The following is a 25,361-nucleotide window of genomic DNA, read 5'->3' on the forward strand; positions in this document are numbered from 1 at the left end:
CCATCCGACTGGAGTGAAATACCCGACGTGAGTGTGGCGGCTGGGGAGTGGGTGGCGTGTTGGCGGGCAGTGTGCCGGGGAGGGCGGAAGCAGGGAAGGAAAGTGATGCTCGAACAAATGTCACAAAAGGGTAACGAATCCGGATAGGGTAGTCGTCACACGCAGCGTTGCGTGAGGCGAAGGGGGAACCGGAATGCCGGGAACGAGCGGGGTGCAGGCGGATCCCCACCCGCGCAGGAACAGCGACTCTGTCTGGCCGCCGCGCAGAAGCATACGCCAGAGTGTCGCACGAATCGGTGTCTTCTCCTGGGTACTCACCGCACTTCTCGTTGTCGATGTCGGTGCGACCCCACACGCCGCCGCCGCGAGCACGCTGCAGGCGCACGGTGCGCTGCAACGGGAGGCTGCCCCCGCGATCGTGTCACACCGCGGCGCAGCGCTCCTCGCACCCGAGAACACCCTCGCGGGTATCGAAGCGGCGGTGCAAACCGGGGCCGATTTCGTCGAGATCGATCTTCGGCGCACCCAGGATGGTCGTGCGATCCTCATGCACGATCCCACACTCGACCGCACCACCAACGGCATGGGATGGGTGCGCGAATACACCCTGGGGCAGATCCGTTCGATGGATGCGGGCAGTGACTTCGATCCGGCGTTCGCGGGGGAGCGGGTGCCCACGTTCGAGGAGGCCGCCGCGGTGCTGGCACCCGCACCGGTCGCCGTGCTGATTGAACTGAAGGACGACTGGAGTGACGCGCAACTCGTGCCCGTGATCGAACACCTGCGTGATCGGCAAATGGTGAATCGCGTCGTGCTGCAGTCGTTCAACCTCGCCACCATGGAGGCACTGCAGCGCGTTGCCCCCGAGTTCGCGCGCGCCCTGCTGACCCGCGAGCTCGGCGATGAGATCGTCGATCTGGCACTCGACCTCGGGGTCTCGTGCGTGGGCGCGAAAGGCGCCCTCTTCGCGGCCGTGCCGGGTGCCGTCGAGCGACTGCGCGCCGAGGGGCTGGGCGTGGCCATCTACACCCTGAACTCGCCGGACGAGTGGCAGTTCGCTGCAGACAGCGGCATCGACCTCATCATCACCGACGACCCGGCGGCCCTCAGAGCATGGCACCGGGATCGCGCATCTGCCGCGCAATCAACTCCCCAATAAACACCGCGGTGTTGAACGGGCCACGCGAGGGCACGGTTGGCAAGATCGAGGTGTCGGCAACCCGCAACCCCTCGATGCCGCGCACTCGCCCCGCGCCGTCGACCACGGGGCCCATCGGCGCGGATCCACTGAGGTGAATCGCGGTGCCCAGGTGCGCGCGGATCCACGCGTCAAGCCGCGCGTCGTCTGTGAGGATCGTTTCGTCGAGCGAAATGAAGCGATCGAAGAGCGCCGAAAATGCCTGCGTGCGCAGCAGGTTTGCGGCGGTGCGCACACCGATTCGCATGCGTGATCGGTCCTCGGAATCCTCGAGATAGCGGTACTCAATGCGAGGGCGAGCGAGTGGATCGGCGCTCACGAGACGTAACCTTCCCCGCCCGCGCGGTTGCTGCAGCGCGACGAAGAGCTGCATGGTGTCGGTACCCGGCCAAGGATCCCCGTTCGAAACACCAGTGAACAACGCCTCCGAAGGTTTGACGGATAGCAGTACCTCGAGGTCACCCTCGGGGTACTGCGCCGCAGCGCCGGAGGAATCGAAGTTCAGTGCTGCGGGGAATGCGAATCGCTCGCGCTCATCGAGCAAGGAGCGGGTCGGGATCCAGTCGACTGTGAGGTTGGGATGATCGCTGAATCGCCCTCCGACGGGGAGATCGGCGACCAACGCGATGCCAAGCTGGGCGAGGTGCTCGGCGGGCCCGATACCACTGAGCATGAGCAGCTGCGGGGTGGCAACCGAGCCCGCGCAGAGCACCACCTCGTCGGCCGGGATGCTGCCAGCGCTCGTCTCGACCCCCGTGGCGCGCCCGAGTTCGATGCGCACGCGCAGCACCTGGGTGTCGCCGAGGATGCGCAGGTTCGGTCGGTCACGGGCTTGGTCGAGATAGGCGAGCGCCATGTTGACCCGCACGCCGTCGAGGATGTTCGACGGCACTGGGCCAACGCCGGGTGCGGCGACGGCGGCGTTCTTGTCTGATTCTGCGGGGAAGCCGAGCTCGAGGGCGGCGCTGCGAAAGGCCGAAGCGAGTTTGCTCGTTTGTGTGGGCCGGGCAACCCGAACAGGGCCAGCATCGCCGTGCCCGGGCTGGTCACCGAAATCGAGATCGTTCTCAAGTGCTCCCAGCACGGGAAGCGCGCGCTCGTAGCTCCAGACGGGCCCGCCGACCGCGGCCCATCGCGCGAAGTCAGCGGGCCGTGCGCGAACGAAGTAGCCGCCGTTGATGGCGCTCGATCCACCGAGCAACTTGCCGCGGGGCACCGTGTGTGGAACTCCCGGCGTGAGCTCTGCTTCAAATGCCCAGTTGGCCGGGTGGCCGGGCACGGCGGCCGGGAGTGTCCCGCCGTCGAGCAATTCTTGCGGGGTGGATCCGGCCGGTCCGGCCTCGACCAGCGTGACCTGGTGCTGTGGATCTTCGCTCAGCCTGGCGGCGAGCGCTGCCCCCGCGGCTCCGCCTCCGACTACGAGCGTGTGGGTCATGCGGCGGTGATGCCCGGGGTCGGCCGCGCGTCCGCGACCCCAAAGATCGCCTCTGCGGTGCCAAATGAGGTGTCGAGCAGCTCGAGCAGATCGGCTTCTTCGTGGGCGAGCCACTGCTCGTAGGCCCCGAGGCAGATACCGAGGCAGGCCCATGCGATGGTCTGCGGGGTGAGGTCATCGGGGCGCTCGCCGCGGCGCTCGGCGACGTACTCGGCAATGACGCCTCGCCAGGCGGCGTAACGCAGGGTGGAGTGAGCCACGAGCGATGGCACGTTGAGGAGGAGCCACATGCGGTTGCGGTGGTAGGGAAGCTCGTCGGGGGGGAACCTATTGAACTCGAGGACGGCTTTTCGGAGCGCCTCGATGAGGGGCTCGCGATGGTCGATTTCGTCTAGGGTCGCGCGCATCTTGTCGAGCAAGAACTCGAAGTCGCCCCAGGGCAGATCGTTCTTCGACGGAAAGTAGCGGAAAAAGGTGCGCCGACCGATGCCGGCCACGGTCACAATTTCGTCGATGGTGGTGCGATCGAAGCCGCGTTCGAAGAACAACGTGAGCGCGACGTGACTGAGTTCACCGTGCGTCGTTGCCGGGGCGCGACCACTGCGAATGGGTGGGAGTAGGCCGTCGTTCATGGTTGATCCCTCCCACTAATTGCCGATTTCCCCGATTTACCGACTGTATACCCGATACTCGCCGGACACCCCTTCCAATTGGCACCAAGTGTCATTAGGCTCAGTCGAACACGGTGCGGATCAACGGGGCGACGCACGAGGCCGCGGAAATCAACACCACCGGAACATTCACCGATTGGAAGGATTTACCATGGCAGGACGAGTTCAGGGCAAGGTCGCATTCATCACCGGAGCCGCTCGGGGGCAGGGTCGAGCTCACGCCATTCGCCTTGCTGAAGAGGGTGCCGACATCATCGCGATCGACATCGATACCCAGGTCGAGAATGTGCCATATGCCACGGCCAACGCTGAAGATATGAAAGAGACGGTTCGTCTCGTTGAGGCCCTCGATCGGCGCATCGTCGCCGAAACCTGCGACGTCCGCGACCTCGAGAAGATGAAGTCGGTCGTCGCCAAGGGCGTGGCTGAACTCGGTCGACTCGACATCGTCGCAGGCAACGCCGGAGTCGACATCGTTGGCCCCTGGCACTCGATGACTCCCGAGATTGTGCGCACCACGCTCGATATCAACCTCATCGGTGTGTGGAACTCGGTGATGGCCGCGTTGCCACACATGCTTGAGGCGGGCAATGGCGGCTCGATCATCCTCACGAGCTCGGCAAACGGCCTGAAGGCTGGCCCGTGGAACATGGCTTACAACATGTCGAAGTACGGGGTAACCGGCATGTCGAAGTCCTTCGCGCAGGAACTTGCGAAGGACGGCATCCGCGTCAACAGCGTGCACCCCGGCGGTGTCGACACGCCAATGGCGCAGGGCATCATGGGTGTCGAAGACAGCGGCTTCGTCAAGGGCATGGCCGAGAATCCCTCGCTGACGGGGATGCTCACTCAGTGGATCCCCGGCATGATGGAAGCCCGCGAGATCTCGAATGCTGTCCTCTTCCTCGCCTCCGACGAGGCAAAGTGGGTCACGGGCCACGCGATGGCGGTCGACGGCGGTCTCTCGCAGTACTAGTTTGCTGGTTTCGGTGCGGGCCGGTGATTCGGCCCGCACCGATCTATTTGTAGAGAGGAACAAGATGAGCGGTCAGACGACCACCCCGCAGCTTTCGAAGGCGAGTAGGGATCGCATTGCGTCCCGGGTTGTTGGACGTGAGAGAGAGCTCGAGCTGACCCTCGCCGCGGTGGCAGCCGGTCGCGACATCGTGCTCGAGGGCCCTCCCGGCACCAGCAAGACCACGATCCTGTCGGCGATCACCGCCGAGTGGGGTATTCCGCTGCTGTTTGTCGAGGGCAACGCCGACCTCACCCCGGCGAAGCTCGTCGGGCACCACAATCCCTCGCGGGTGCTGCGCGAAGACTACTCGCCCGAGAACTTCGTCGCGGGCCCGTTGCTTGAGGCGATGCAGACCGGCGGTTTTCTCTACATCGAAGAGTTCAATCGTGCCCCCGAAGACACGCTGAACACGCTGCTCACCGCTATGGCAGACCGCTCGATCACGGTGCCGCGGGTCGGCAAGATTCAGGCACTTCCCACTTTTCGAGTGATCGCCTCGATGAACCCCTACGACAACGTTGGTACCTCGCGGCTGTCGACCAGCGTGCACGATCGGTTGAACCGACTGGCCATCGGCTATCAAGACGAGGCCGCCGAGGTCGAGATCGTGCGGCGGCGCGCGGGCGTGAGTGGCGAGTTTGGTGAGCGGATCGCGGCCGATGCCGTGGCGGTTACGCGCGCGACCCGCGAGCATGACGACGTGCGGCAGGGTTCCAGCGTGCGCGGCGCGATCGACACCGCGATGATCGTCGTGCAACTGGCGGCAGGCCGTGACATCCTTTCTGCAGAGGACGACGGCTACGCCGACATGTTCTACGACGCGATGATCGTGGGGCTCTCGGGCCGGATCCACGTCGACGAAGCTGCCGAACTCACCCCGGAACAGGTGTTGCGCGAGATCTGGGAGGACCATTTCATTCTGAATCCGCACCAGGCCGCGCCGGGTTGAAGAGAAATCGCCGCCGACTCACCCATTCAGAAACGGAGTGACAGGAAGAGTTCGAAGCGCGGAGCGCCACTGAAGCGCACCCCGAAGCACCTGGACGAGGAACCCGCGTTGCATGACTTGAGCGGCAAGGGGGGCCTCGTGATGCCGGGGGACGGCACCACGGCTGCGGGCAAGCCGCCCATGCCCGGAAGCTCCGCACCCGGCGAAACGGATGAACCGGCGGGCCTGGTTGACGCATTCGGACTGGCAGATCCCGACACCCAGCTCGACCCCGAGGTGCAGCGCCTCGCGCGGCAGATTGCCGAGCGGCTCGCGATCCCGAAGCCACGCCGTGACAGCGCGGCGATCCGCGGGCTCGGCCGTTTGCACAGCGTGCCGTATCGTGGGGCATCCGACGAGATCGATCTCGACGCGACGATTGAGGTGCTCGCCGAGAGACCGGTGCCGGAGGACGAGGACATCAAGGTGCGCGAGCGCCTTCTCACCCGCCGCTCGGTGGTGCTGCTCGTCGATGTATCTGGTTCGATGAAGGGCGAGCGGATCAAGACCGCGGCCGCGACCGTCGGAGCGCTCTCTGCGGAACTCGCCCACGATTCCCTCGCCGTCGTGGCCTTTTGGTCGGATGCCGCGGTGCTCCTGAAGCTGGGTGACGAGGTCAGGCCACGCGAGCTGCTGGATCGGGTGCTCCGACTTCCGGCCCGCGGGCTCACCAACGTCGCGTTTCCGCTTGAGATCGCGGCCAAGCAGCTCGCGGGAGTGCCGGCTGAGCACGCGCGCGTGGTGCTGCTATCGGACTGCGTGCACAACGCCGGGCCCGATCCGCGACCCCTCGCCGCGAAGCTGCCCAGGCTCGACGTACTGCTTGATGCGAGTGGCGAGAAAGATATTGACCTGGGGCGCCAACTCGCGACTCGGGGCCGAGGAATGTGCCGGATCATCCGCACCCACAGAGACGTTGCGCCAGCGATTTCTCACATGTTTGGCACCGACACGCGCTAGAGGTCTGCCGTGCGATGCGCCTACACGTGATCTGCAAGATGCGCTTCCTTATTGGCACTCGGTGCCATTATGATGTCGGTATTGGGTTGCGCAGCTTCACCGCATTGCGCAGCAACGCCTATCGGCATCGGTGCTGAGATTCAACGACGAAGAAAGTGAGACGACCAATGAGCTTGTGGCCGTGGAAGCAGAACCCTTGGTTTGAGTCAGTGCTTGAGGCGCAGCGTCGCACGAAGCGGAACATCCCGCCGTCAGTGTACGCGGCGCTGGTCGCGGGTTCGGAGCGGGGGCGCACCCCGCAGGAGAACATGGATGCGTTTGCGAAGCTGCAGTTCGCGCCGCACGTGGCGGGCCATCAGTCGCCGCGCGATCTTTCGACGACGATCATGGGAATCCCGGTCTCCATGCCGGTGATGATTTCCCCCACGGGCGTGCAGGCGATCCACCCCGACGGTGAGGTAGCCGTGGCGCGCGCGGCGGCCGCCCGCGGCACGATCATGGGGCTCAGCTCGTTCGCGTCAAAGCCGGTCGAAGAGATAACTGCGGCGAACGAAAACACCTTCTTCCAGATCTATTGGACGGGTACCAAGGACCAGATTCTTGCTCGCGTGGAGCGTGCCCGGGCAGCTGGTGCCAAGGGACTGATCCTCACCACCGACTGGTCGTTCTCGGTCGGACGCGACTGGGGCAGCCCGTCGATCCCCGAGAAGATGAACCTGCCCGCGCTGATTAAGTTCGCGCCGGAAGGCATGATCCGCCCGAAGTGGACGCTGCAGTGGCTGAAGGCGGGCCTGCCGGATCTCACCGCGCCGAATCTGAAGCCCGCGGATGGCCCGGCCCCCACCTTCTTTGGTGCGTACGGGGAGTGGATGCAGACTCCACCCGCGTCTTGGGAGGACGTGGAATGGCTGCGCAAGGAGTGGGGTGGCCCCTTCATGCTGAAGGGCGTGACGCGACTCGATGATGCAAAGCGCGCGGTGGATGCCGGGGTGGACGCGATCTCGGTGTCAAACCACGGTGGCAACAACCTCGACACGACGCCGGCAGCGATCCGCTGCCTGGGGCCGATCGCAGACGCGGTGGGCGACCAGGTCGAGGTGCTGCTCGACGGTGGGGTGCGTCGCGGCGGCGATGTCGCGAAGGCGCTCGCGTTCGGCGCACGTGCGGTGATGATCGGTCGCGCATACCTGTGGGGCCTCGGCGCGAATGGGCAGACGGGTGTTGAAAACGTGCTCGACCTGCTGCGCATGGGTCTCGACTCTGCGGTGCTGGGCCTGGGGCACAAGTCGATCTCCGAGCTGAGCCGCGAGGATTTTCTGGTGCCCGAGGGCTTCGACGCGAGGCTAGGCGACGACTCGGCGACCGCGGACCAGCCGAAGGCGCGCGGGACAGCCGCGAAGCGTCCGGTTGAGAAGACCATCCAGTAGGGCTGGAACGTCAGCGTAAGCCAGACCGTCGCCTCACTCGGAGATCTGCACATTTCAGGGCGGAAATGCCAGAATCGGCCCTGGCTCGCGAAAATCTCCGAGTGAAGGCAACCCCGAAAGGAAGCACCATGGCTCACCGCACTCGAATTGGTCACTCCGGCATCGAGATCGCGCCATTCGCGCTCGGCGCCAACGTGTTCGGCTGGACCGCCGACCGCGAGGCCACGTTTGCGGTGCTCGACGCGTTCGTTGCCGGTGGTGGAGACTTTGTCGACACCGCAGACAGCTACGCGCACTGGGTGCCCGGCAATACGGGCGGCGAGAGTGAGACGTTGATTGGTGAGTGGATCGCGGCCCGCGGCAGCCGAGACCGCGTCACCATCGCGACCAAGGTTTTCTCCCACCCTGATTTTTTTGGGCTCGCGCCCGACAACGTGCGCGCCGCGGCCGACGCGTCACTGCAGCGACTCGGAACCGACAGAATCGATCTCTACTACGCTCACCAAGACGATCCCGACACCCCGCTGGCCGAGACGGTCGCCGTGTTCTCCGAGTTGGTCGATGCTGGCAAAGTGCGTGCGATCGGGTTATCGAACTTCACAGCCGATCGCGTGAGCGAGTGGATCGGCATCGCCCGGGAGGGCGGTTACCATGTGCCGGTGGCGCTGCAGCCCCACTACAACCTGATGGAGCGGGGCTTCGAGACGGATGGCCAGCGCACGGTGGCAGAGCGCGAGGGGCTCGGGGTCTTCCCCTACTACTCGCTCGCACACGGGTTTCTGGCCGGAAAGTACCGCGACGTCGCAGACGCCGATGCGCCAGGGGCGAGCCCCCGTGCCGAGGAATCGATGGCGTACTTGAACGATCGCGGACGCGCGGTGTTGTCGGCACTCGACGAGGTGGCCGCCGCACACGGAGTCGAGGTCGCGACGGTCGCGCTCGCTTGGCTCCGACAGCAGCCCACGGTTGCCGCACCCATCGCGAGCGCCCGCAACACCGCGCAGCTTCCCGCGCTCCTCGCATCGCTCGATCTCGAACTCACACACGCTGAGGTGGATCAGCTTTCCGCAGCCTCCGAGTGAAGTAACGGATCGGGACCGGGCGACCCCACGCGGCGGCCCGAGACCAGGCGGACGGGGCTGCCGTATGAGGCAACGATCTGGTCCGCGGTGAGGAGTTCGAGCCCTTCGACCCTTGCCTGAGCGACCAACATGCGGTCAAACGGATCGCGATGAATAGTCGGAAGGGTGGCGATCGCGGCGGCATGGGCGCTCGACACCGGGAGTTCGCGGTAACCGTGCTCGACGAGTTCGCGGCGCAAGAGATTTGCGTCAATGCGAAAGTCCTCCCGTCCGAGTGAGGCCTTGATCGTGACTTCCCAGATGCTCGCTGCGCTGAACACGAGTTCGTTCTCGAGGTTTTCGAGGAGCCCGACGGTCTCGTCGGACAGCCGTTCGGGTTCATAGGCTGCCCACAGCAGCACGTGAGTGTCGAGCAGGAAGAGCATCAGTTTCGTCCGTCGAAGAGGGCTTCGATCTCCGCGTCTCCGATGCGATCGAAATCTAGGGGGATGCGACCGTAGCCGCGTAGAAACCCGAGCCGTGTGGGTGTGCGTTCGGCTTCGAGACGTGTCAGCTTGGCGATTGGCTTGCCAGCCTTTGCGATCACGATTGTTTCGCCCTGGGAAGCCGCATCGACTAATCGGGAAAAACGAGTCTTTGCCTCGTGAATATTCACGGTTGTCATAACAGCCTCTTTCTTGCTCCGACTTAGTCCAGTTAGATTAGTCTATTTGTCTGGAAAGGACCACATCGACCCCCGTTCCTGATCCCAAACCCGAGGTGGAAGAATGGGCGGGTGACAGACACCACGAGCGGCAGCGGCGATCCACTGGAAAACGTGACCGCGCGCGCCGAATCGCCGACCGAAGTACAGGCCGAGCCGCACCCTGAGCGCACGACCTCCGGCATCGGCCCTTGGCCGGGCGGGCGCGACGCGTGGCCCGAGGGCGACCACTTCGACCCTGAGCTGCTCGAGCACGGCGACACCCGCAATGTGGTGGATCGCTACCGGTACTGGCGCATGGAGGCGATCCGCACGGATCTCGACCGGCACCGGCACCCGTTTCACGTGGCGATCGAAAACTGGCAGCACGACATGAACATCGGGTCCATCGTGCGCAGCGCCAACGCGTTCGCCGCCGACACGGTGCACATCGTGGGTCGTCGTCGGTGGAACAAGCGCGGCGCGATGGTGACCGACCGGTACCAGCACGTCGAGCACCGCGAAGATGTGGGCGCGCTCGTCGCGTGGGCCGCGGCCGAAGGGATTCCGATCATTGCGATCGACAACGTGCCCGGCTGCGTGCCCATGGAGACCTTCGACTGGCCCGAGCGTTGCGTGATGCTCTTCGGGCAAGAGGGGCCCGGGCTGACCCCCGAGGCGATTGCCGCGGCCGAGGCGGTGGTGGAGATCACGCAGTACGGATCCACTCGCTCGATCAACGCGTCTGCCGCCGCCGCCGTCTCGATGTACGCGTGGGTGCAGCAGCATTCCCCGCTGCGCCCGCGGTGAGCATAGGCTTCGAACCATGAGCATGGGCGGTGGCGGGCCCCGAGGCGCAGCCCGGGTGTCTAGCGCCGACTATGAGGCGCAGAAGCGTGCGAACAGTGAGGCGCCGAAGATCGCCAACCTGGGCGCGAGGATTTGGGAACTCTTCATCCCGTACCGGGTGCAGCTGCTCGTGGTGGTGGTGCTGGTGGTGGTTGGCGCAGCTCTCGGAATCGTTCCCCCGCTGCTCACCGCGAGAATATTTGATGAGGGGCTGTTTCCCAAGGGCGGTCCGCCGAACCTGACGGTTACCGCATGGCTGTCTGGCGTCATGCTGCTCACGTTCCTCGCGAGCGCAGCCATCGGCATCGTGCAGACGAGGCTCACCGCACAGGTCGGCAACCGGGTCATGGGCGATTTGCGGGTGAAACTCTTTGCGCACCTGCAGAAGATGGAGCTGGCGTTCTTCACCCGCACGAAGACGGGAGTCATCCAGTCACGGTTGCAGAACGACGTCGGCGGCGTGGCCAGCGTGCTCACCAACACGGTCTCGAGCGTGATCGGCAACACGGTGACCGTGATTGCGGCGTTCATTGCGATGCTCGCGCTGAGCTGGCAACTCACCATCGTTGCGGTGATACTGCTCCCGGCGCTCGTGATTGCGCAGCGCCGCGTGGGTCAGGTGCGCGCGAAGATCGCGGGCAGGACGCAGGAATCGCTCTCCGATATGAGCGCCATCACGCAGGAGGCGCTGAGCGTCTCCGGCGTGCTGCTCTCGAAGTCGTTTACCCGACAGCAGGAGGAAACTGAGCGGTATTCCGACGAGAATTCGCGGCTCATCTCGCTGCAGACGAGCCTCGCCATGAGTGGGCAGTGGTTTTTTGCGGTGGTGCAGGTCTTCCTCTCAGCGGTGCCCGCGATCGTCTACCTCATCGCCGGGTGGCTGATCACGGGGGGCGACGTGGGCATCACCGCCGGCACGGTCGTCGCGTTCACAACGGTGCAAGCACGCCTCCTGTTCCCGATGATGGGGCTCATGCGCGTGGCCCTCGATTTGCAGACCTCCGGTGCCCTGTTCGCCAGAATCTTCGAGTACCTCGATCTCAAGCCGCAGATAGTGGATCGGCCAGACGCCCGCCCGGTGCGTTTGCTTGCCGCCGCACCCGCACAGCCTGCAACCTCGGACGGCATCACACCGACTGCGGCCCCACTCATCGAATTCGACCGGGTGTGTTTCCGCTATCCCGACGCAACAGAGCACTCCCTGCACACCTTGAGCGAGGTGTCATTCAGTGTGCAGCCGGGTGAGTTCGTCGCATTCGTTGGACCCAGTGGATCGGGCAAGACCACCATCAGCTACCTCATCCCGCGCCTGTATGACGCGATCGACGGAACGGTGAGTTTCGCGGGTGATGACGTGCGCGAGCTCAGTCACGTCTCGCTCATGGAGCAAGTGGGCATGGTCACACAGGATCCGTATCTCTTCCACGCCACCATCGCCGAGAATCTGCGCTACGCCCGCCCCGAGGCAACTGACGCGGAACTCGAGGCGGCTGCGCGGGCAGCCAACATTCACGACACGATCGTGTCGTTCGAGGCGGGTTATGACACGGTTGTCGGCGAACGCGGGTACCGGCTATCGGGAGGCGAGAAGCAGCGGATCGCGATTGCTCGAGTGCTGTTGAAGGACCCGGCGGTACTCGTACTTGACGAGGCCACGAGCGCGCTCGACACGGTGAGCGAGCGGATCGTGCAGCGTGCACTCGACGTTGCGCGATCGGGACGAACTACGATCGCGATCGCGCATCGGCTCTCCACCGTGATCGATGCGGATCGCATTTTCGTGCTGGAGGCAGGTCGGATTGTCGAGCGTGGCACGCACGCTGAGTTGCTTGCGCGCGAGGGAGCGTATTGGCGTCTGCATCGTGAGCAGGCCGGGATACGGGGTGGCCTGGATCCTCTGTCTTACGGGGAGTGAGTCGGCGTATCGAGCGCAAGCCGCGCGACGGTGAGCGTCGCGATGGTCTCACCGCTGCTGAGATCCACATCCAAAAGATCCTCGATCAGCGCGAGTCGCTGGTAAAACACCGACCGAGACAGCCGCGCCTCCTTCGCGGCGAGCGAGCGGTTCGTTGGGTGAGCGGTATAGGCGGCAAGCACCCGCAGCAGGTCTCCTGGCGCGCCGGCCGCCCGGTCGTGGGCAAGGAGCGGCGCGAGGGTGTCGGTCGCGAACTCCTGCAGCTCGGGTGCGCCAGCAAGCGCGCGCACGAGGTGTGCGAGTGGTTGACGTTCCGCCTGTTGCACCGTCACCCGACCGACCTCGCCGGTGGGCGCGATCCGGCCCGCCGCGCGCACCTGTTCGAGTGCGGCGACGAGTTGTCGCAGCCTTCGCGCGGGTGTGGCAAGTGCGAGGTGGGCCCGCCACGACGATGGGGTCGTGCCGGGCACGAGCATGCCGAGCTCGTGTGCCAGGCGGGTGGCGAGCGACGGAACGTCGCGATCCACTGTCGAAATGAGCCTCGGGTCTTCGGTCGGAAACGAGAGCAGGGCGAGCAGCACGTGCCCACTCTCGGCTGCCTCGTTATCGGGAGCAATCAGGGCCCGGCCCTCGGGTGCGATCGCCCGCCGGAGCGCGGTCTCGAGGGTGGCGCGCTCGAGCGTGGCGTGCCCGCCGAAGTCGCCAGTGCCGCGCAGCGTCGCGGCGATGACGGTGCGTCCGTCAAGCGTGAGGCCGGAAGCGGCAAGCTGCGCGGCAAGTTCCGCGTCGCTGCGGTAGCGGCCCCCGAGAAGCGCCTCGAACAGCCGCTTCGAGCCCAGCTGCATCCACTGGTCACCCTCTGCGTCAGCGAGCCGACCGAGGGCAAGCGCGAAGGCCCCGAGCTCAAGCACTGTGCGACGGCCAGCCGGGTGCGGCGGGCCAGCGAGCGCGGTCACGTGCCCCCAGCGACGACCGCGCGCCTCGACAGCGACTCGCTCCCAGGTCTCGCCTTTCGGCGGCTGCGGTTCCCGCCCGTCGGCCCGCACCCACGGCGCGAGCGCCTCGGCAGGGTCTGCCCCGAGCCCGGCGAACGCCACGACTCGGTGCCCCGTATCTTCGAGCAGCACTGGGGCCCCGAGTGTCTCAGCGAGCCGCTCGACCACATAGTCGACGGGGCTGCGGTTCAGCCCGAGCTCGGTGAGCATCGCGTGCACCTCGGCGCGCGCCTGCAGCGCCTCGTTTTGCGCGGCAAGAATGCGCTGGTGTACCCGCTGCGTGATCTGCACGAAGCGCACCTCGCGGTGCAGCACGATCAGAGGCACCCCGTTTTCTTCGCACGCGTGGATCAGGGCTTCCGGTGCCGCAGTGAACCTCTGGCCCAGCTCGAGCACGATGGCCGCAACTCCGGTCGCGCCGGCGGTGACGAGCCCCTCGGCGAGGTCGGCAAGTTCACGGGGATCGCTGGGCCAGCCCGCGCCAGTGGTGAGGATGAGTTCCCCGCCGTCGAGCAGCTCGGCGACGCCCGAGCCCGCGGCGACGTGCGCCCAGCGCACGTCGCGATCCACCCCCTGCGACCCCGCGACCAACTCGGGCTGGCCCGCCTGCAACTCGGGAAGCGCGAGCACGTCGCGCACGCTCGGGAGGGCGGTCTGGTCGCCGGCGTCTCTCATGCCCGCTCCTTCGGATCGTTTCGTGGGCAGTAGATGTTGGAATGCCGTGGGCGGTTTCAGCTTGCTAGCGCAACACCGGTGATGAGTGGTTCGAGTTTCTCACGCGGCGTGTAGTACCCGAGTGTTTTCCGTGGCCGATCATTCAAAAGCTGTTGCATCTCCTCAATGTCGACATCACTGACGTGGTTGAAGTTGCTGCCCTTGGGATAAAAATCACGTATCAAACCATTCAGGTTTTCGTTCGAGCCGCGCTGCCAGGGCGAGTGGGGGTCACAGAAAAACACTGGGCAATCAGTCGCGATCGTGAACTCGGCGTGCTGCGCCATTTCACTGCCCTGGTCCCAGGTGAGGGTCTTGCGCATACTCGCGGGGAGACCCTTGACCAGATCCTGCAGAACATCAATCACGGTCGTTGAATCCCGCTTTCCCGGGAGACGCCCGATGAGCGCATACCTGGTGCGGCGTTCCACGAGCGTCACGAGCCCCGAGTTGTCTGGACCGACCACCAGGTCGCCCTCCCAATGCCCGGGAACCGCACGATCAGCGGCTTCCGCGGGACGATCGGTAAGTCTCGCCCCCTCCAGCCAGGGACGGCTGCTACGCCGCGGCAGTTTCGATTGCGGGATACGGCCGGTCCGACCCGAACGCAATGCCTTCTCAACGGTGAGCTCGTGCCGGAGTGCGCCTTTGCCCTGCACATACAGCGCTTGATAGATCGTCTCGTGGGACACGTGTCTCTCCGGATGGTTGGGGTATTTCAACCGTAACCGTTCAGCGACTTGCTGCGGTGAATGCTTCGCGTTCAACCCTGCCATGACCGCCACACGCAACCAGGGGTCTGCGAGTCTCCCCGGCCGTGTGCGAGGCCTTGCGGTGAGCGCCCGATAGTGGGCGACTTCGGCAACATATCTTCGCTGTGTCGCGTACTCCACACCATGCTGTGAGAGTTCACGCGACACCGTCGATGCGGACACTCCCAGTTCGCTCGCGATGCGACGCATCGAGAGCGGCTCAGGCAACGACCTCGCTGCCTGAATGTAGGACCGGTCAGCGAGCGTGAGTCGACGATACGCACGACCGGAGTGCACAGTGACCACACGGTCCATGTCAACGGCCGCGACACCGCCATGGTGTCCCAGAGTGAAAGTCATGCCAGCGAGTATGGCCCAACGACTCAGCGTCGTACGCGCGACACCCATCGCGCGGCTCACTTCCAAAGCGGACATGCCACGGGTGAGCGCGACTAACACGCGCTCCCGTTCATCCCAGGACAAGATATTCATGTGCGTAACCTCCAAATGGTTGGAGTGTTGCGCTAACCCCCTGAAACCGCCGTGCCTATTCCAGCACCTACTGCCCACCAAAGCTGGGCGCACGGAAACCTGGTCGAGTTGCCCAACAAAACCCAACGCTCATACAAAGTGTACGACGATGTGTTGAGATGCGGATGGTCTGACGGTGGCCTCGCTCGCTTCTCCCTGCGAGACTGGGAACCAGTGGCTCGCCGCGGCCCAGACATTTTGATTGATTCACACACCCGCAGAACAGCACCGAGAGAACCGAGGATCCACACATGGCACGTATCCCCCACCTGATCGCAGGCGAAAAGGTCGAAGCCGGCGAGCGCTTCCAGACTGTCTTTAACCCGGCGACCGGCGAAGCACAGCACGAGGTGGGAATCGCCTCGGCCGAGACGGTCGAGCAGGCCATTGCCGCGGCGCAGGCCGCGCTGCCCGGGTGGCGCGCGACGAGCCTCACCAAGCGTGCCGATGTCTTCTTCCGTCTGCGCCAGCTGCTCAAGGAGCGCACCCCCGAGCTCGCGGCGATCGTGACGAGCGAGCACGGCAAGGTGCTCTCAGACGCTGCCGGAGAGATTGCTCGCGGCCTCGAGAACGTCGAGTTCGCGGCCGGTCTCATGCACCTGTTGAAGGGCGAGCGCGACGAGCAGGTCGCGGGCGGCGTGGACGTGCACTCGGTGAAGCAGCCGGTTGGTGTGGTCGCGGCGATCACCCCGTTCAACTTCCCGGTCATGGTGCCGCTGTGGATGATTGCGAGCGCGATCTCGTGCGGCAACACCGTGGTGCTGAAGCCCTCCGAGCGCGATCCCTCCGCCTCAATCTTCATCGCCGACCTCTTCCGCGAGGCTGGCCTGCCCGACGGTGTGCTGAACGTGGTGAACGGCGACAAGGTCGCGGTCGATACGCTGCTCGACAGCCGCACCGTCAAGGCCATCAGCTTCGTCGGCTCCACCCCCATCGCCAAGTACATCTACGAGCGCGCGGCCGCCAACGGCAAGCGCGTGCAGGCCCTCGGCGGCGCGAAGAACCACATGCTGGTGCTGCCCGATGCCGACATCAACATGGCGGCCGATGCCGCGGTCTCGGCCGCGTACGGCTCGGCCGGCGAGCGCTGCATGGCGGTCTCCGTTGTCGTCGCCGTGGGTGGCGTGGCCGATGACCTGGTGCCCGCGATCCAGAGCCGCATGAAGAAGCTCGTCATCGGCGACGGCACCGATCCGGCCAGCGAGATGGGTCCGCTCATCACCCGCGAAGCAGTGGATCGCGTCGAGTCGTACGTGGCCGGCGCCGAGGCCGAGGGCGCGACCGTGGTGGTCGACGGCCGCGAACACAAGTTCGAGGGCAATGGCTTCTTCACCGGGGTCTCGCTCATCGATCACGTCAAGCCCGGCAGCAAGATCCACTCAGATGAGATCTTCGGGCCGGTGCTCGCCGTCGTGCGCGTCGACACCTACGAGGAGGGTGTGCGCATCATCAACGAGCACCAGTTCGGCAACGGCACCGCGATCTTCACCCGCGATGGCGGCGTCGCCCGCCAGTTCGAGTTCGAGGTCGAGGCCGGCATGGTCGGCATCAACGTGCCGATCCCCGTGCCCGTGGGCTCGTTCTCCTTCGGCGGATGGAAGGACTCGCTGTTCGGCGACTCGCATATCTACGGCCCGGAGTCGATCCACTTCTACACGCGCTCTAAGGTCGTCACCACGCGCTGGCCCGACCCCGCCACCTCCAAGGTGGATCTCGGATTCCCGAGCAACCAGTAGCTCGGCAGAGCGAGGGCAGGATCCGCACGCGGAGCCGATCCATCCGCGGTGGGCGTTTCGCCCACCGCTCCCGCCAGACCCGGCCAGGCTCCGCTTAGCGGATCCTTTGACCCACGCTCTTCCCATGTGCAATTCACTACCTTTGAGAGAAATCAATGACTGACTACATCGACCTGTACGGTGCGCCGCAGGATTTCGGCGATACCGAGGCTCAGCGCGAAGTACGCGCGAACGACCGGGGCTACGTCTTCCACTCGTGGTCGGCGCAGGGCCAGATCAACCCGCTCCCCATCGCGAAGGGCGAGGGCGCAAGATTCTGGGATTACGACGGCAACGAGTACCTCGATTTCTCGTCGCAGCTCGTGAACCTGAATCTCGGGCACCAGCACCCTGGGCTCGTGAAGGCGATCCAGGAGCAGGCCGGGCGCCTCACCACGATCCAGCCCGCCTTCGCCAACGACGCGCGCGGCGAACTCGCGAAGCGAATCGTCGAGCACTCCTTCGAGGGTGCCCGCTCGGTGTTCTTCACCAATGGTGGCGCCGAGGCGATCGAGTACGCGGTGCGTCTCGCGCGCCAGCACACCGGCCGTCGCAAGATCATGAGCCGCTACCGCTCGTACCACGGTTCGACCGGTACCGCGATCACGATGACCGGTGAGCCGCGTCGCTGGGCGAATGACACGATCGACACCTCGGTCGTGCACTTCTTCGGGCCGTACCAGTACCGCAGCGCGTTCTGGGCTGAGACGCCCGAGCAGGAGACCGAGCGTGCGCTCGCGCACCTCGAGCAGCAGGTTCAGCTTGAGGGCCCCGGCACGATCGCCGCGATCGTGCTCGAGACGGTCACCGGCACCAACGGCGTCTTCGTGCCGCCGCCCGGCTACTTGCCCGGCGTGCGCGCGATCTGCGACAAGTACGGCATCTTGATGATCTGCGACGAGGTCATGGTCGGCTTCGGTCGCACCGGTGAATGGTTCGCCTACCAGGGCTTTGATGTGGCACCCGACCTCGTGACATTCGCTAAGGGCGTGAACTCGGGGTACGTGCCGCTCGGTGGTGTGGTGATCAGCGAGGCTGTGCACAATTCATTTGTGGATCGCCCCTTCCCCGGCGGCCTCACCTACTCGGGGCACCCGCTCGCCTGCGCGGCGGGCGTCGCGACCTTCGACATCTTCGAGGCAGAGGGCATCATCGAGCGCGTGCGCGACCTCGGCGCCCGCGTTGTCGAACCGCGACTGCGTGAGTTCGCCGAGAAGCACCCTTCGGTGGGAGAGTACCGCGGTAAGGGTCTGTTCTGGGCGCTCGAGCTCGTGCTCGATCGTGAGACCCGCGAGCCGCTCGTGCCGTTCAACGCGTCGGGCGAGGCGGCAGCCCCGTTCAACGCGGTCGTTGCCGCGTGCAAGGCGCGCGGGGTCTGGCCGTTCGCGGCCGGCAACCGTCTCCAAATCGCGCCGCCGCTCGTGATCTCTGAGGAAGACCTCGTGAAGGGGCTCGATGCCCTCGACGAGGCGCTCACGGTCGCTGACGGCTACTACACGGGCGCTTAGCATCAGCTGATCGCTGACGCGACAGGGGGCAGATCCACAGTGGATCTGCCCCCTGTCGCGTGTGCGGCGTACCGATTAGTCTTCGGGGTCGGTTGGGTCGAGCGGAGCGTGATGATCGAGCGCGACTTCGCCCCGCTTCCAGTACCCGTGTACGTCGGCCTGTGACTTGCTCAGGCCGAGCTCGCGGCGAAGGTAGCGGCGCAGTGGGATGAGGGTGGTCGCCTCACCCGCAAGGAACACGAAGGTGCGCTCGCCGATGGGCAGCGCGCGAAGTGCAGCTTCGAGTGCGGATGCGCGATCCGCCCCGGTGAACCAGCGCAACTCGCGCTTCTCGTCGTCGACCCCGTCGAGATACGCGGATGTCTCGGGATCCTTAACGAAGAACAGTCCCGTCACAGGCACGGAGGCATCGAACGCATGCAGCCAGCGGGTGGCCGCGGGGAGCGCCGACTCGTCGGCGACAATGATCGCCGAGTCGGCTCCGGCCGGGGCGAGAACCGACGCGCGTGGCCCGCCGATGCCCAACTCGTCTCCTGGCTTCGCCCGGGCGGCCCAGGCAGCGGCAACACCGTGGTCTCCGTGCAAGACGAAGTCGAGGTCGAGTTCGGGGCCGCCCTCGGCATCGGGTCGGAACGCGAGTGGCGTGTAGTCGCGCAGGATGATGGCGGGAGCCCCCTCAGCGCGTGGCTTCCGGAACCCACCGGGCTCGGGAACCGTCAGCACTCCAGTCTCTGGGTCGGGAAAGAATACCTTGACGTGGTCTGCGGGACCGTCGGCGCTGAACCTCGCGAGATCGTCACCACCGAGCGTGATCCGCACCATGCTCGGCGCCACCGGGGTGATGCGCAGCACCCGCACCCGGCGTGTGTGGAGATCGTGCATGGTGCGCTCGCGCGCAAAAACCTCAGTCATCGCTGGCTCTCGCTTCTTCGTCGTGGTTCACCAAATCGTACACGATTTCCTAGTGAATCAGCGGGTTCCGCTGGGTGGCAGTCCTCCGTGCCGCGGCGATACGTCGCGGGGTGGTCAACGACGCGGGGTTCGCGACGTATGAACCCCGCGTCATTGTCCACCCGATGGAAGTCGGAAGTGGGAGGTGGGCGGTGGGCGGTGGAGAGCAGGAGCCCCGACGCTACGCCCCGAGCAGGCGCTGGATGCGCTGGATGCCCTCGACCAGCGCGTCGTCGCCGAGCGCGTAGCTGAAGCGCAGGTAGCCGCTCGGGCCAAACGCTTCGCCGGGAACCGCGGCGACCTCAGCCTCGGAGAGGATCAGGTCAGCGAGCTCGAGCGACGTCGTGGGCGTGACGCCCGCGATCTCGCGCCCAAGCGCTGCCGTCACGTCGACGTAGGCGTAGAACGCGCCCTCGGGGGTCGGGCAATGGAACCCCGGCACCTTGTTGAGCTCGCTCACGATGAGTTTGCGACGGCGGTCGAAGGCCAAACGCATCTGCTCGATCGGCTCCTGCGGCCCGTTTAGCGCAGCGATCGCGCCGCGCTGGGCGACGTTGTTTACGTTCGAGGTCAGGTGCGACTGGAGGTTCGCGGCGCCCTTCATGACGTCGGCGGGGCCGACCATCCATCCCAGCCGCCATCCGGTCATCGCATACGACTTCGCGACTCCGTTTACGAGAATCGTGCGGTCGGTGAGCGCTGGCACGGCCTCGACGATGGATTGTGCGCGCGCGCCCTCGTAGACCAGGTTCTGGTAGATCTCGTCGGCGATGATCCACAGCCCGTGCGATTCGGCCCATTCGCCGATTGCCTTCGTCTCGGCCGGCGAATACACCGCGCCGGTGGGGTTAGAAGGGGAGACAAACAGCAGCACCTTGGTGCGCTCGGTGCGTGCGGCCTCGAGCTGATCGACGGTCACCTTGTAGCCCTGATCGGAGCCCGCGAAGACCTCGACCGGCACGCCGTCGGCCAACTGGATCGCCTCGGGGTACGTCGTCCAATACGGCGCGGGCAGCAGCACCTCGTCGCCCGGATCGAGCAACACCTGGAAGGCCTGGTATACCGCCTGCTTGCCACCGTTGGTGACGATAACCTGCGAGGCGGGCACCGCCCAGCCGGAGTCGCGCGCCGTCTTCGTCGCGATCGCCTCGCGCAGCTCGGGAAGCCCTGCGGCCGCGGTGTAGCGGAAGTTCTTCGGGTCGTCGAGCGCGGCGCGGGCGGCATCGACGATGTGAGCCGGGGTCGCGAAGTCAGGCTCGCCAGCGGCGTAGCTGATGACGGGGCGACCCTCGGCCTGCAGGGCCTTCGCCTTGGCATCGACCTTGAGGGTGGCGGACTCGGCGATTGCACCGATTTTCTTTGACAAACGGGAGATTTTGGTCACCCCTCAAGCTTATCGCGCGCGGTGTTCCCGGGCACCGATCCGGGGCACCGAATCTCCCCAGATCTGCGCCCCAGATCCGCGCCCCTGATCCGCGTCCCAGTGGATCACCCGGCCGCCTGCGCCTTTTTCGCGCGCCGCAGCTCATGCAGAATCGGCTCGGTGTAGCCGCTCGGCTGCGCAGCGCCCTCGACGATGAGCCTGCGCGCCGCGGTGAAGGCGATGCCAGGGGTGCGGCCGTCCTCGCCAAGCAACGCCTCATAGGTGGGGTCGCCGGAGTTCTGCCGATCCACCACCGATGCGAGCCGGGAGAGTGCCTCGTCGACCTGTGACTCGGTGATGATCCCGTGCGCGAGCCAGTTCGCGAGCAGCTGGCTCGAGATGCGCAGCGTCGCACGGTCCTCCATCAGCGCGACATCGTGAATGTCGGGCACCTTCGAGCAGCCGACACCCTGATCGACCCAGCGCACGACGTAGCCCAAGATCGATTGCACGTTATTCTCGACCTCGGTCGCGACCACTTCGGGTGTGAGATCACCGTCGCGCGCGAGCGGCACCTGCAGCAGCGTGTCGAGGCTGTCAGTCGGCAGCGGCGGCAGCGACCGACGCGCCTCGAACGCGTCGAGCTGGTGGTAGTGCAGGGCGTGCAGCGTGGCGGCGGTGGGGGAGGGCACCCAGGCGGTCGAAGCGCCGGCCCGCACATGTCCGATCTTCTGTTCGAGCATGTCGTGCATGAGGTCGGGCATCGCCCACATCCCCTTGCCGATCTGCGCGCGCCCGTCGAGCCCGCACGCGACCCCGATCGCGACGTTGCGCGCCTCGTAGATGCCCAGCCACGGCTGCGTGCGAATGTCGCCCTTGGGCAGCATGGTCCCGGCGTAGAGCGAGGTGTGGATCTCATCGCCCGTGCGGTCGAGGAACCCCGTGTTGATGAACACCACCCGGTCGCTTGCCGACTGAATGCACGCGGCGAGGTTCACCGAGGTGCGGCGCTCCTCGTCCATGATCCCGATTTTCACGGTCTTCGCGGGAAGGCCGTAGAGTCGCTCGACCCGCTCGAAGAGCTCGACGGCGAAGGTGACCTCGGCGGGCCCGTGCATCTTCGGCTTCACGATGTAGATGGATCCGGTGCGCGAGTTGCCTCCTGCACTCTTCCCGCGCAGGTCATGCAGCGACCCGAGCACCGTCATGATCGCGTCGAGGATCCCCTCGAAGGTCTCCTCGCCCGCGCGATCGCGCACCGCGTCGGTGCGCATGAGATGCCCCACATTGCGCACAAAAAGGGTGGATCGGCCCGGCAGTACGAGCGGTTCGCCACCCGGGGCAGTGTACTGGCGGTCGGGGTTGAGGGTTCGCGTGAAGCTGCGGCCACCCTTGCTGACGGTCTCGGCGAGGGTGCCATCCATGAGACCCCGCCAGTTGCGGTATCCGAGCACCTTGTCTGCCGCGTCGACCGCGGCGACCGAGTCCTCGAGATCCATGATGGTGGTGAGCGCGGATTCGACCAGGATGTCTTCGACACCCGCGCGGTCGGTGCGTCCGATGCGCCCAGCCGGGTCAATGACGATCTCGAGGTGTAGGCCGTGATGGCGCAGCAGCACCGCGGTGGGAGCGCCCTCCTCACCACGGTACCCGGCGAAGGCCTGCGGGTCGACGAGCGTCGTAGTCTCGTCGCGCCCGAATACTACGCGAAGCGCGCCCTCCGAAACCGTGTACGCCGACGCATCCGCGTGTGACCCGCGTGCAAGCGGGGCGACGCTATCAAGCATGTCGCGTCCGAACGCAATTACGGCCGCGCCCCGCTCAGCGTTGTACTCGGCGCCAGGGGCGAGGTCGCCCGTTTGATCGATGGCATCGGTGCCGTACAGCGCGTCGTAGAGGGAACCCCAGCGGGCGTTGACCGCGTTCAACGCGAAACGTGCATTGAGGAGGGGTACCACGAGCTGCGGGCCAGCGAGGGTGGCGATTTCTGGATCGACGCCGGTCGTGGTGACCGCGCAGGTGTCGGGCTCTGGCTCGAGATAGCCGATCTCGGCGAGGAACTCGCGGTACTCGGCCCTGTCGGGGATGCCAGGCCGGGCCCGATGAAACTCGTCGATCTGGCGCTGCAGGTCGTCTCGGACCCGCAAGAGCTCAGCGTTCTTCGGCCCGAGATCGTGAATGATCTCGCTCACACCGCTCCAGAATTCCTCGGGCGTGAGGCCCGACTGATCGAGCGATTCCTCGACGAACGTTGCGAGGGCCGGGTCGACGGTGAGGTCTGAGTGGGTCAGGGGCTGGGGCACGGTGTTTCTCCGATCTGCTGGGCGCCTGAGCGCTGGCGCCAGGGGTGTCGAAGTCGAGTCTAGACAGCGGATCCATGATTTGAAATACTGATTCCGTAATGTGAAATAGGATGAGAAGGATTTCGACCTTGGTCGGTGCTGTTGCCAGATCGGGGCGCGCGATAGCGACCCAAGATCTTGAATGAGACCGGGCAGGCCGGTGTGGGTCATCAACAACAAATAATGGAGTTGGCGTGAGCGGAACCGAATCTGGAGGCGTGCAGTCGGTGGAGCGAGCCTTCGACGTGCTGGAAGCTCTGGCCAGGGCCGAGCACGAACTCACGGTCGCCGAGGTCGCTGCCGCCACACAGCTTGCCGCGCCGACGGCGCATCGACTCCTTCGCACCCTGCTGAGCCGCGGCTACGTGCAGCAAACAGACTCTCGTGGCTACGCACTCGGCTCTGGCCTGATCCACCTGGGAAAGCGTGCGACACCCGAACTTGCGACCCTGGCGCAGGGCGTGCTCGCTGACCTCGAAGAGGCATCGGAGGAGACGGCGAACCTCGCGGTGCTCGACGGTGACCTGGTGGCCTACATTGCTCAGATGCCCTCGCGCCATCGCATGCGCATGTTCACCGAGGTCGGCCGGCGGGTGCTGCCTCATGCTTCGGGCGTCGGTAAAGCTATTCTTTCGACGCTGCCCGAGACGCGGGTGCGGGAAATCATTGCACGAACGGGGCTGCCGAAGTACACCCCATCGACCCTGACAACAGACTCTGCGCTGCTGGCAGACCTGCGCGAGTCACGCCGTCGCGGTTTTGCCGTAGACGACGGAGAGCAGGAGGTGGGCGTGCGCTGCATCGCCGTCCCGATACCCGGGTCGTCGCCCCCCGCAGCCGTGTCAATTTCGGGTCCGGTCGCCCGGGTTACCGACGCGAAGAGCAGCGCATTGACCGTGGCGCTCATGCGGGCGGCCGCGAGTCTCGCCTCGGCTGCATCCCGTGGCTGAAGCGTGTGACCTAGGCTTGCAGCGTGACCCAGAAATCGTCGCTGCGCGCCATTCCGACTGCCGATCGCGCGTGGCTGCTTGCCGCGCTCGCCGATGCGTTGCAGGGTGGGGCACCGGTGCTGCCGGTGAGCGAGGGGGCCGACCCGGAGGCGATCCACCGGCTGCAACGCGAGGCATTGCCAGCTGGCACCGCGCTCGTCGTGCGTACCTCGGGCTCGAGTGGCGTGCCCAAGGCGGTCGCGCTTTCGGCCGATGCCCTGCGCGCGAGCGCGGAGGCGACTCACGAGGCCTTTGGTGGCGCTGGGCAGTGGCTCGTCGCGCTTCCCCCACACCTGATTTCCGGGCTTCAGATGCTCGTGCGCAGCGCGGTAAGTTGCATCGCCCCCGAGTTCTTCGACGGCCCGTTCGACCCGGCCGAACTGCTCGCGCGCGCCGAACACATGCGGCACGAGCGACGGTACGTGTCGCTTGTGCCTGTGCAGTTCACGCGCCTGTTGACGCTCGCAGAGGTGGATCCCGCCGCCGCTGATGTCTTGCGCTCATTCGACGCGGTGCTCGTGGGCGGGCAGGCGGTGACGCTCGAGATGCGTCGCCGGGCGCACGACCTGGGCATCGCGCTCAGGAGGAGCTATGGCATGACCGAGACGGCCGGCGGTTGCGTCTACGACGGCGTCGAGATCGGCGATACCCGCGTGCGCATTCGGGACGGAGAGGTGCAGCTCGCGGGCCCGACGCTCGCGCTCGGCTACGTGGGCGACGCGCAGCTCACGGCGGATCGCTTTATTACCGACCAAGGCGTGCGCTGGTACCGCACCGGAGATGCCGGCCACCTGCTTGGCGGAATGCTCACCGTCACCGGTCGTCTCGACCGGGTGATCATTTCGGGCGGCGTGAACGTCTCGCTCGACGAGATCGAGCGTGTCGCGAGTGGGCATCTGGGCGGTGCGGCGGTCGCCGCGGTGGGCGTCGCCGACCCCGAGTGGGGAGAGCGGCCGGTGCTCGTGATTGAGGGGCTGGATCACGTGATCCACGAGCGAACCGAAGAGCTGGGAGCGGCTCTGCGCGCGCAACTGGGCCCCGCGGCGATCCCGGCGCGGTTCGCCCTGCTCGCGGAGCTGCCTCGTCTCGAGGGCGGGAAGCCCGACCTGCGAAAGATCGCGGCCCTCGTAAGTTGAACATGGAGACCGTCCACGAGGAAACACTGAACTGCGTATAGGAATTTCCCACAATTCGGTGCACGGTGTCCTAGACTTAC

Annotated in this window: 21 protein-coding genes; 12 read left to right on the forward strand and 9 right to left on the reverse strand. The window is 65.8% G+C overall.

The genetic code is table 11. From position 1 onward, the window contains the following. The first annotated feature begins 193 nt into the window (after nt 1-193). Nucleotides 194-1,159 (forward strand): glycerophosphodiester phosphodiesterase, encoded by a 966-nt coding sequence (locus ACTNFK_RS01525; RefSeq protein ID WP_435937078.1) that lies wholly within the window; start codon nt 194-196, stop codon nt 1,157-1,159. On the opposite strand, the gene mftG is transcribed toward ACTNFK_RS01525, so the two are convergent. Both mftG and mftR read right to left on the reverse strand, forming a co-directional pair. Continuing rightward, a complete protein-coding gene (gene mftG / locus ACTNFK_RS01530) occupies nt 1,107-2,633 on the reverse strand; it encodes a mycofactocin dehydrogenase MftG (protein ID WP_435937079.1) in 1,527 nt (508 codons plus the stop codon). The genes ACTNFK_RS01525 and mftG overlap by 53 nt on opposite strands. Then, nucleotides 2,630-3,265: a mycofactocin system transcriptional regulator MftR gene (gene mftR / locus ACTNFK_RS01535; RefSeq protein WP_435937080.1), complete on the reverse strand. Its 636-nt coding sequence runs from the start codon at nt 3,263-3,265 to the stop codon at nt 2,630-2,632. Before mftR ends, mftG begins: the two co-directional genes overlap by 4 nt. Nucleotides 3,266-3,455: 190 nt before the next feature. Between mftR and ACTNFK_RS01540 the strand changes: the two genes are divergently transcribed. From ACTNFK_RS01540 to ACTNFK_RS01560, 5 genes are all read left to right on the forward strand, one after another. Continuing rightward, on the forward strand, nt 3,456-4,280 hold the full coding sequence (locus ACTNFK_RS01540) for a mycofactocin-coupled SDR family oxidoreductase (protein WP_435937081.1): 825 nt from the start codon (nt 3,456-3,458) through the stop codon (nt 4,278-4,280). A 64-nt stretch (nt 4,281-4,344) separates the two neighbouring features. Further along, nucleotides 4,345-5,271 carry an AAA family ATPase gene (locus ACTNFK_RS01545; RefSeq protein WP_433645276.1) on the forward strand — a complete coding sequence of 309 codons (927 nt, stop codon included), beginning with the start codon at nt 4,345-4,347 and terminating at the stop codon, nt 5,269-5,271. 108 nt (nt 5,272-5,379) lie between these two features. After that, nucleotides 5,380-6,270, forward strand: coding sequence for a vWA domain-containing protein (locus ACTNFK_RS01550; RefSeq protein WP_435937082.1), 891 nt, complete (start codon nt 5,380-5,382; stop codon nt 6,268-6,270). A 167-nt stretch (nt 6,271-6,437) separates the two neighbouring features. Further along, on the forward strand, nt 6,438-7,697 hold the full coding sequence (gene mftD / locus ACTNFK_RS01555; RefSeq protein ID WP_435937083.1) for a pre-mycofactocin synthase MftD: 1,260 nt from the start codon (nt 6,438-6,440) through the stop codon (nt 7,695-7,697). Nucleotides 7,698-7,825: 128 nt separating this feature from the next. Next, nucleotides 7,826-8,779 (forward strand): aldo/keto reductase, encoded by a 954-nt coding sequence (locus tag ACTNFK_RS01560; RefSeq protein WP_435937084.1) that lies wholly within the window; start codon nt 7,826-7,828, stop codon nt 8,777-8,779. Here the strand turns inward: ACTNFK_RS01560 and ACTNFK_RS01565 are convergent. Then, a complete protein-coding gene (locus tag ACTNFK_RS01565) occupies nt 8,755-9,204 on the reverse strand; it encodes a type II toxin-antitoxin system VapC family toxin (RefSeq protein WP_435937085.1) in 450 nt (149 codons plus the stop codon). The two genes, ACTNFK_RS01560 and ACTNFK_RS01565, sit on opposite strands and share 25 nt — an antisense overlap. Next, nucleotides 9,204-9,443, reverse strand: a complete 240-nt coding sequence (locus tag ACTNFK_RS01570) for a type II toxin-antitoxin system Phd/YefM family antitoxin (protein ID WP_435937086.1) — start codon at nt 9,441-9,443, stop codon at nt 9,204-9,206. Before ACTNFK_RS01570 ends, ACTNFK_RS01565 begins: the two co-directional genes overlap by 1 nt. 153 nt (nt 9,444-9,596) lie before the next feature. Here ACTNFK_RS01570 and ACTNFK_RS01575 point away from each other — a divergent pair, with 153 nt between their 5' ends. Both ACTNFK_RS01575 and ACTNFK_RS01580 read left to right on the forward strand, forming a co-directional pair. Then, complete coding sequence (locus tag ACTNFK_RS01575; RefSeq protein ID WP_435937095.1) at nt 9,597-10,271, forward strand: TrmH family RNA methyltransferase; 675 nt, start codon at nt 9,597-9,599, stop codon at nt 10,269-10,271. Nucleotides 10,272-10,287: 16 nt separating this feature from the next. Next, the gene (locus tag ACTNFK_RS01580; protein WP_435937087.1) at nt 10,288-12,225 is read left to right on the forward strand and encodes an ABC transporter ATP-binding protein; all 1,938 of its coding nucleotides are present in this window, start codon (nt 10,288-10,290) and stop codon (nt 12,223-12,225) included. Here the strand turns inward: ACTNFK_RS01580 and ACTNFK_RS01585 are convergent. Then, nucleotides 12,213-13,895, reverse strand: coding sequence for a PucR family transcriptional regulator (locus ACTNFK_RS01585; RefSeq protein ID WP_435937088.1), 1,683 nt, complete (start codon nt 13,893-13,895; stop codon nt 12,213-12,215). The genes ACTNFK_RS01580 and ACTNFK_RS01585 overlap by 13 nt on opposite strands. A gap of 56 nt (nt 13,896-13,951) precedes the next feature. Then, nucleotides 13,952-15,178 carry an IS30 family transposase gene (locus ACTNFK_RS01590; protein WP_435936932.1) on the reverse strand — a complete coding sequence of 409 codons (1,227 nt, stop codon included), beginning with the start codon at nt 15,176-15,178 and terminating at the stop codon, nt 13,952-13,954. A 290-nt stretch (nt 15,179-15,468) separates the two neighbouring features. Between ACTNFK_RS01590 and ACTNFK_RS01595 the strand changes: the two genes are divergently transcribed. Both ACTNFK_RS01595 and ACTNFK_RS01600 read left to right on the forward strand, forming a co-directional pair. Beyond that, complete coding sequence (locus tag ACTNFK_RS01595) at nt 15,469-16,953, forward strand: CoA-acylating methylmalonate-semialdehyde dehydrogenase (protein WP_433645270.1); 1,485 nt, start codon at nt 15,469-15,471, stop codon at nt 16,951-16,953. Between the two features lie 155 nt (nt 16,954-17,108). Beyond that, nucleotides 17,109-18,500: an aspartate aminotransferase family protein gene (locus tag ACTNFK_RS01600; protein ID WP_435937159.1), complete on the forward strand. Its 1,392-nt coding sequence runs from the start codon at nt 17,109-17,111 to the stop codon at nt 18,498-18,500. A gap of 75 nt (nt 18,501-18,575) precedes the next feature. On the opposite strand, the gene ACTNFK_RS01605 is transcribed toward ACTNFK_RS01600, so the two are convergent. The 3 genes from ACTNFK_RS01605 to ACTNFK_RS01615 all read right to left on the reverse strand — a co-directional run bounded on the left by ACTNFK_RS01605 (nt 18,576) and on the right by ACTNFK_RS01615 (nt 23,117). Then, entirely contained in the window at nt 18,576-19,412 is an 837-nt protein-coding gene (locus tag ACTNFK_RS01605) for a siderophore-interacting protein (protein WP_435937160.1), read from the reverse strand. Nucleotides 19,413-19,632: 220 nt separating this feature from the next. Then, nucleotides 19,633-20,835, reverse strand: a complete 1,203-nt coding sequence (locus ACTNFK_RS01610; RefSeq protein WP_433645267.1) for a pyridoxal phosphate-dependent aminotransferase — start codon at nt 20,833-20,835, stop codon at nt 19,633-19,635. Nucleotides 20,836-20,939: 104 nt separating this feature from the next. Continuing rightward, nucleotides 20,940-23,117 (reverse strand): malate synthase G, encoded by a 2,178-nt coding sequence (locus tag ACTNFK_RS01615; RefSeq protein WP_435937161.1) that lies wholly within the window; start codon nt 23,115-23,117, stop codon nt 20,940-20,942. Between the two features lie 233 nt (nt 23,118-23,350). Here ACTNFK_RS01615 and ACTNFK_RS01620 point away from each other — a divergent pair, with 233 nt between their 5' ends. Together ACTNFK_RS01620 and ACTNFK_RS01625 are read left to right on the forward strand one after the other, a co-directional pair. Beyond that, nucleotides 23,351-24,106, forward strand: coding sequence for an IclR family transcriptional regulator (locus tag ACTNFK_RS01620; protein WP_435937162.1), 756 nt, complete (start codon nt 23,351-23,353; stop codon nt 24,104-24,106). Nucleotides 24,107-24,129: 23 nt separating this feature from the next. After that, nucleotides 24,130-25,281, forward strand: coding sequence for an AMP-binding protein (locus ACTNFK_RS01625; protein ID WP_435937163.1), 1,152 nt, complete (start codon nt 24,130-24,132; stop codon nt 25,279-25,281). The last annotated feature ends 80 nt before the right edge of the window (nt 25,282-25,361 follow it).

Source organism: Leucobacter fengyongliangi (genome assembly GCF_052386045.1).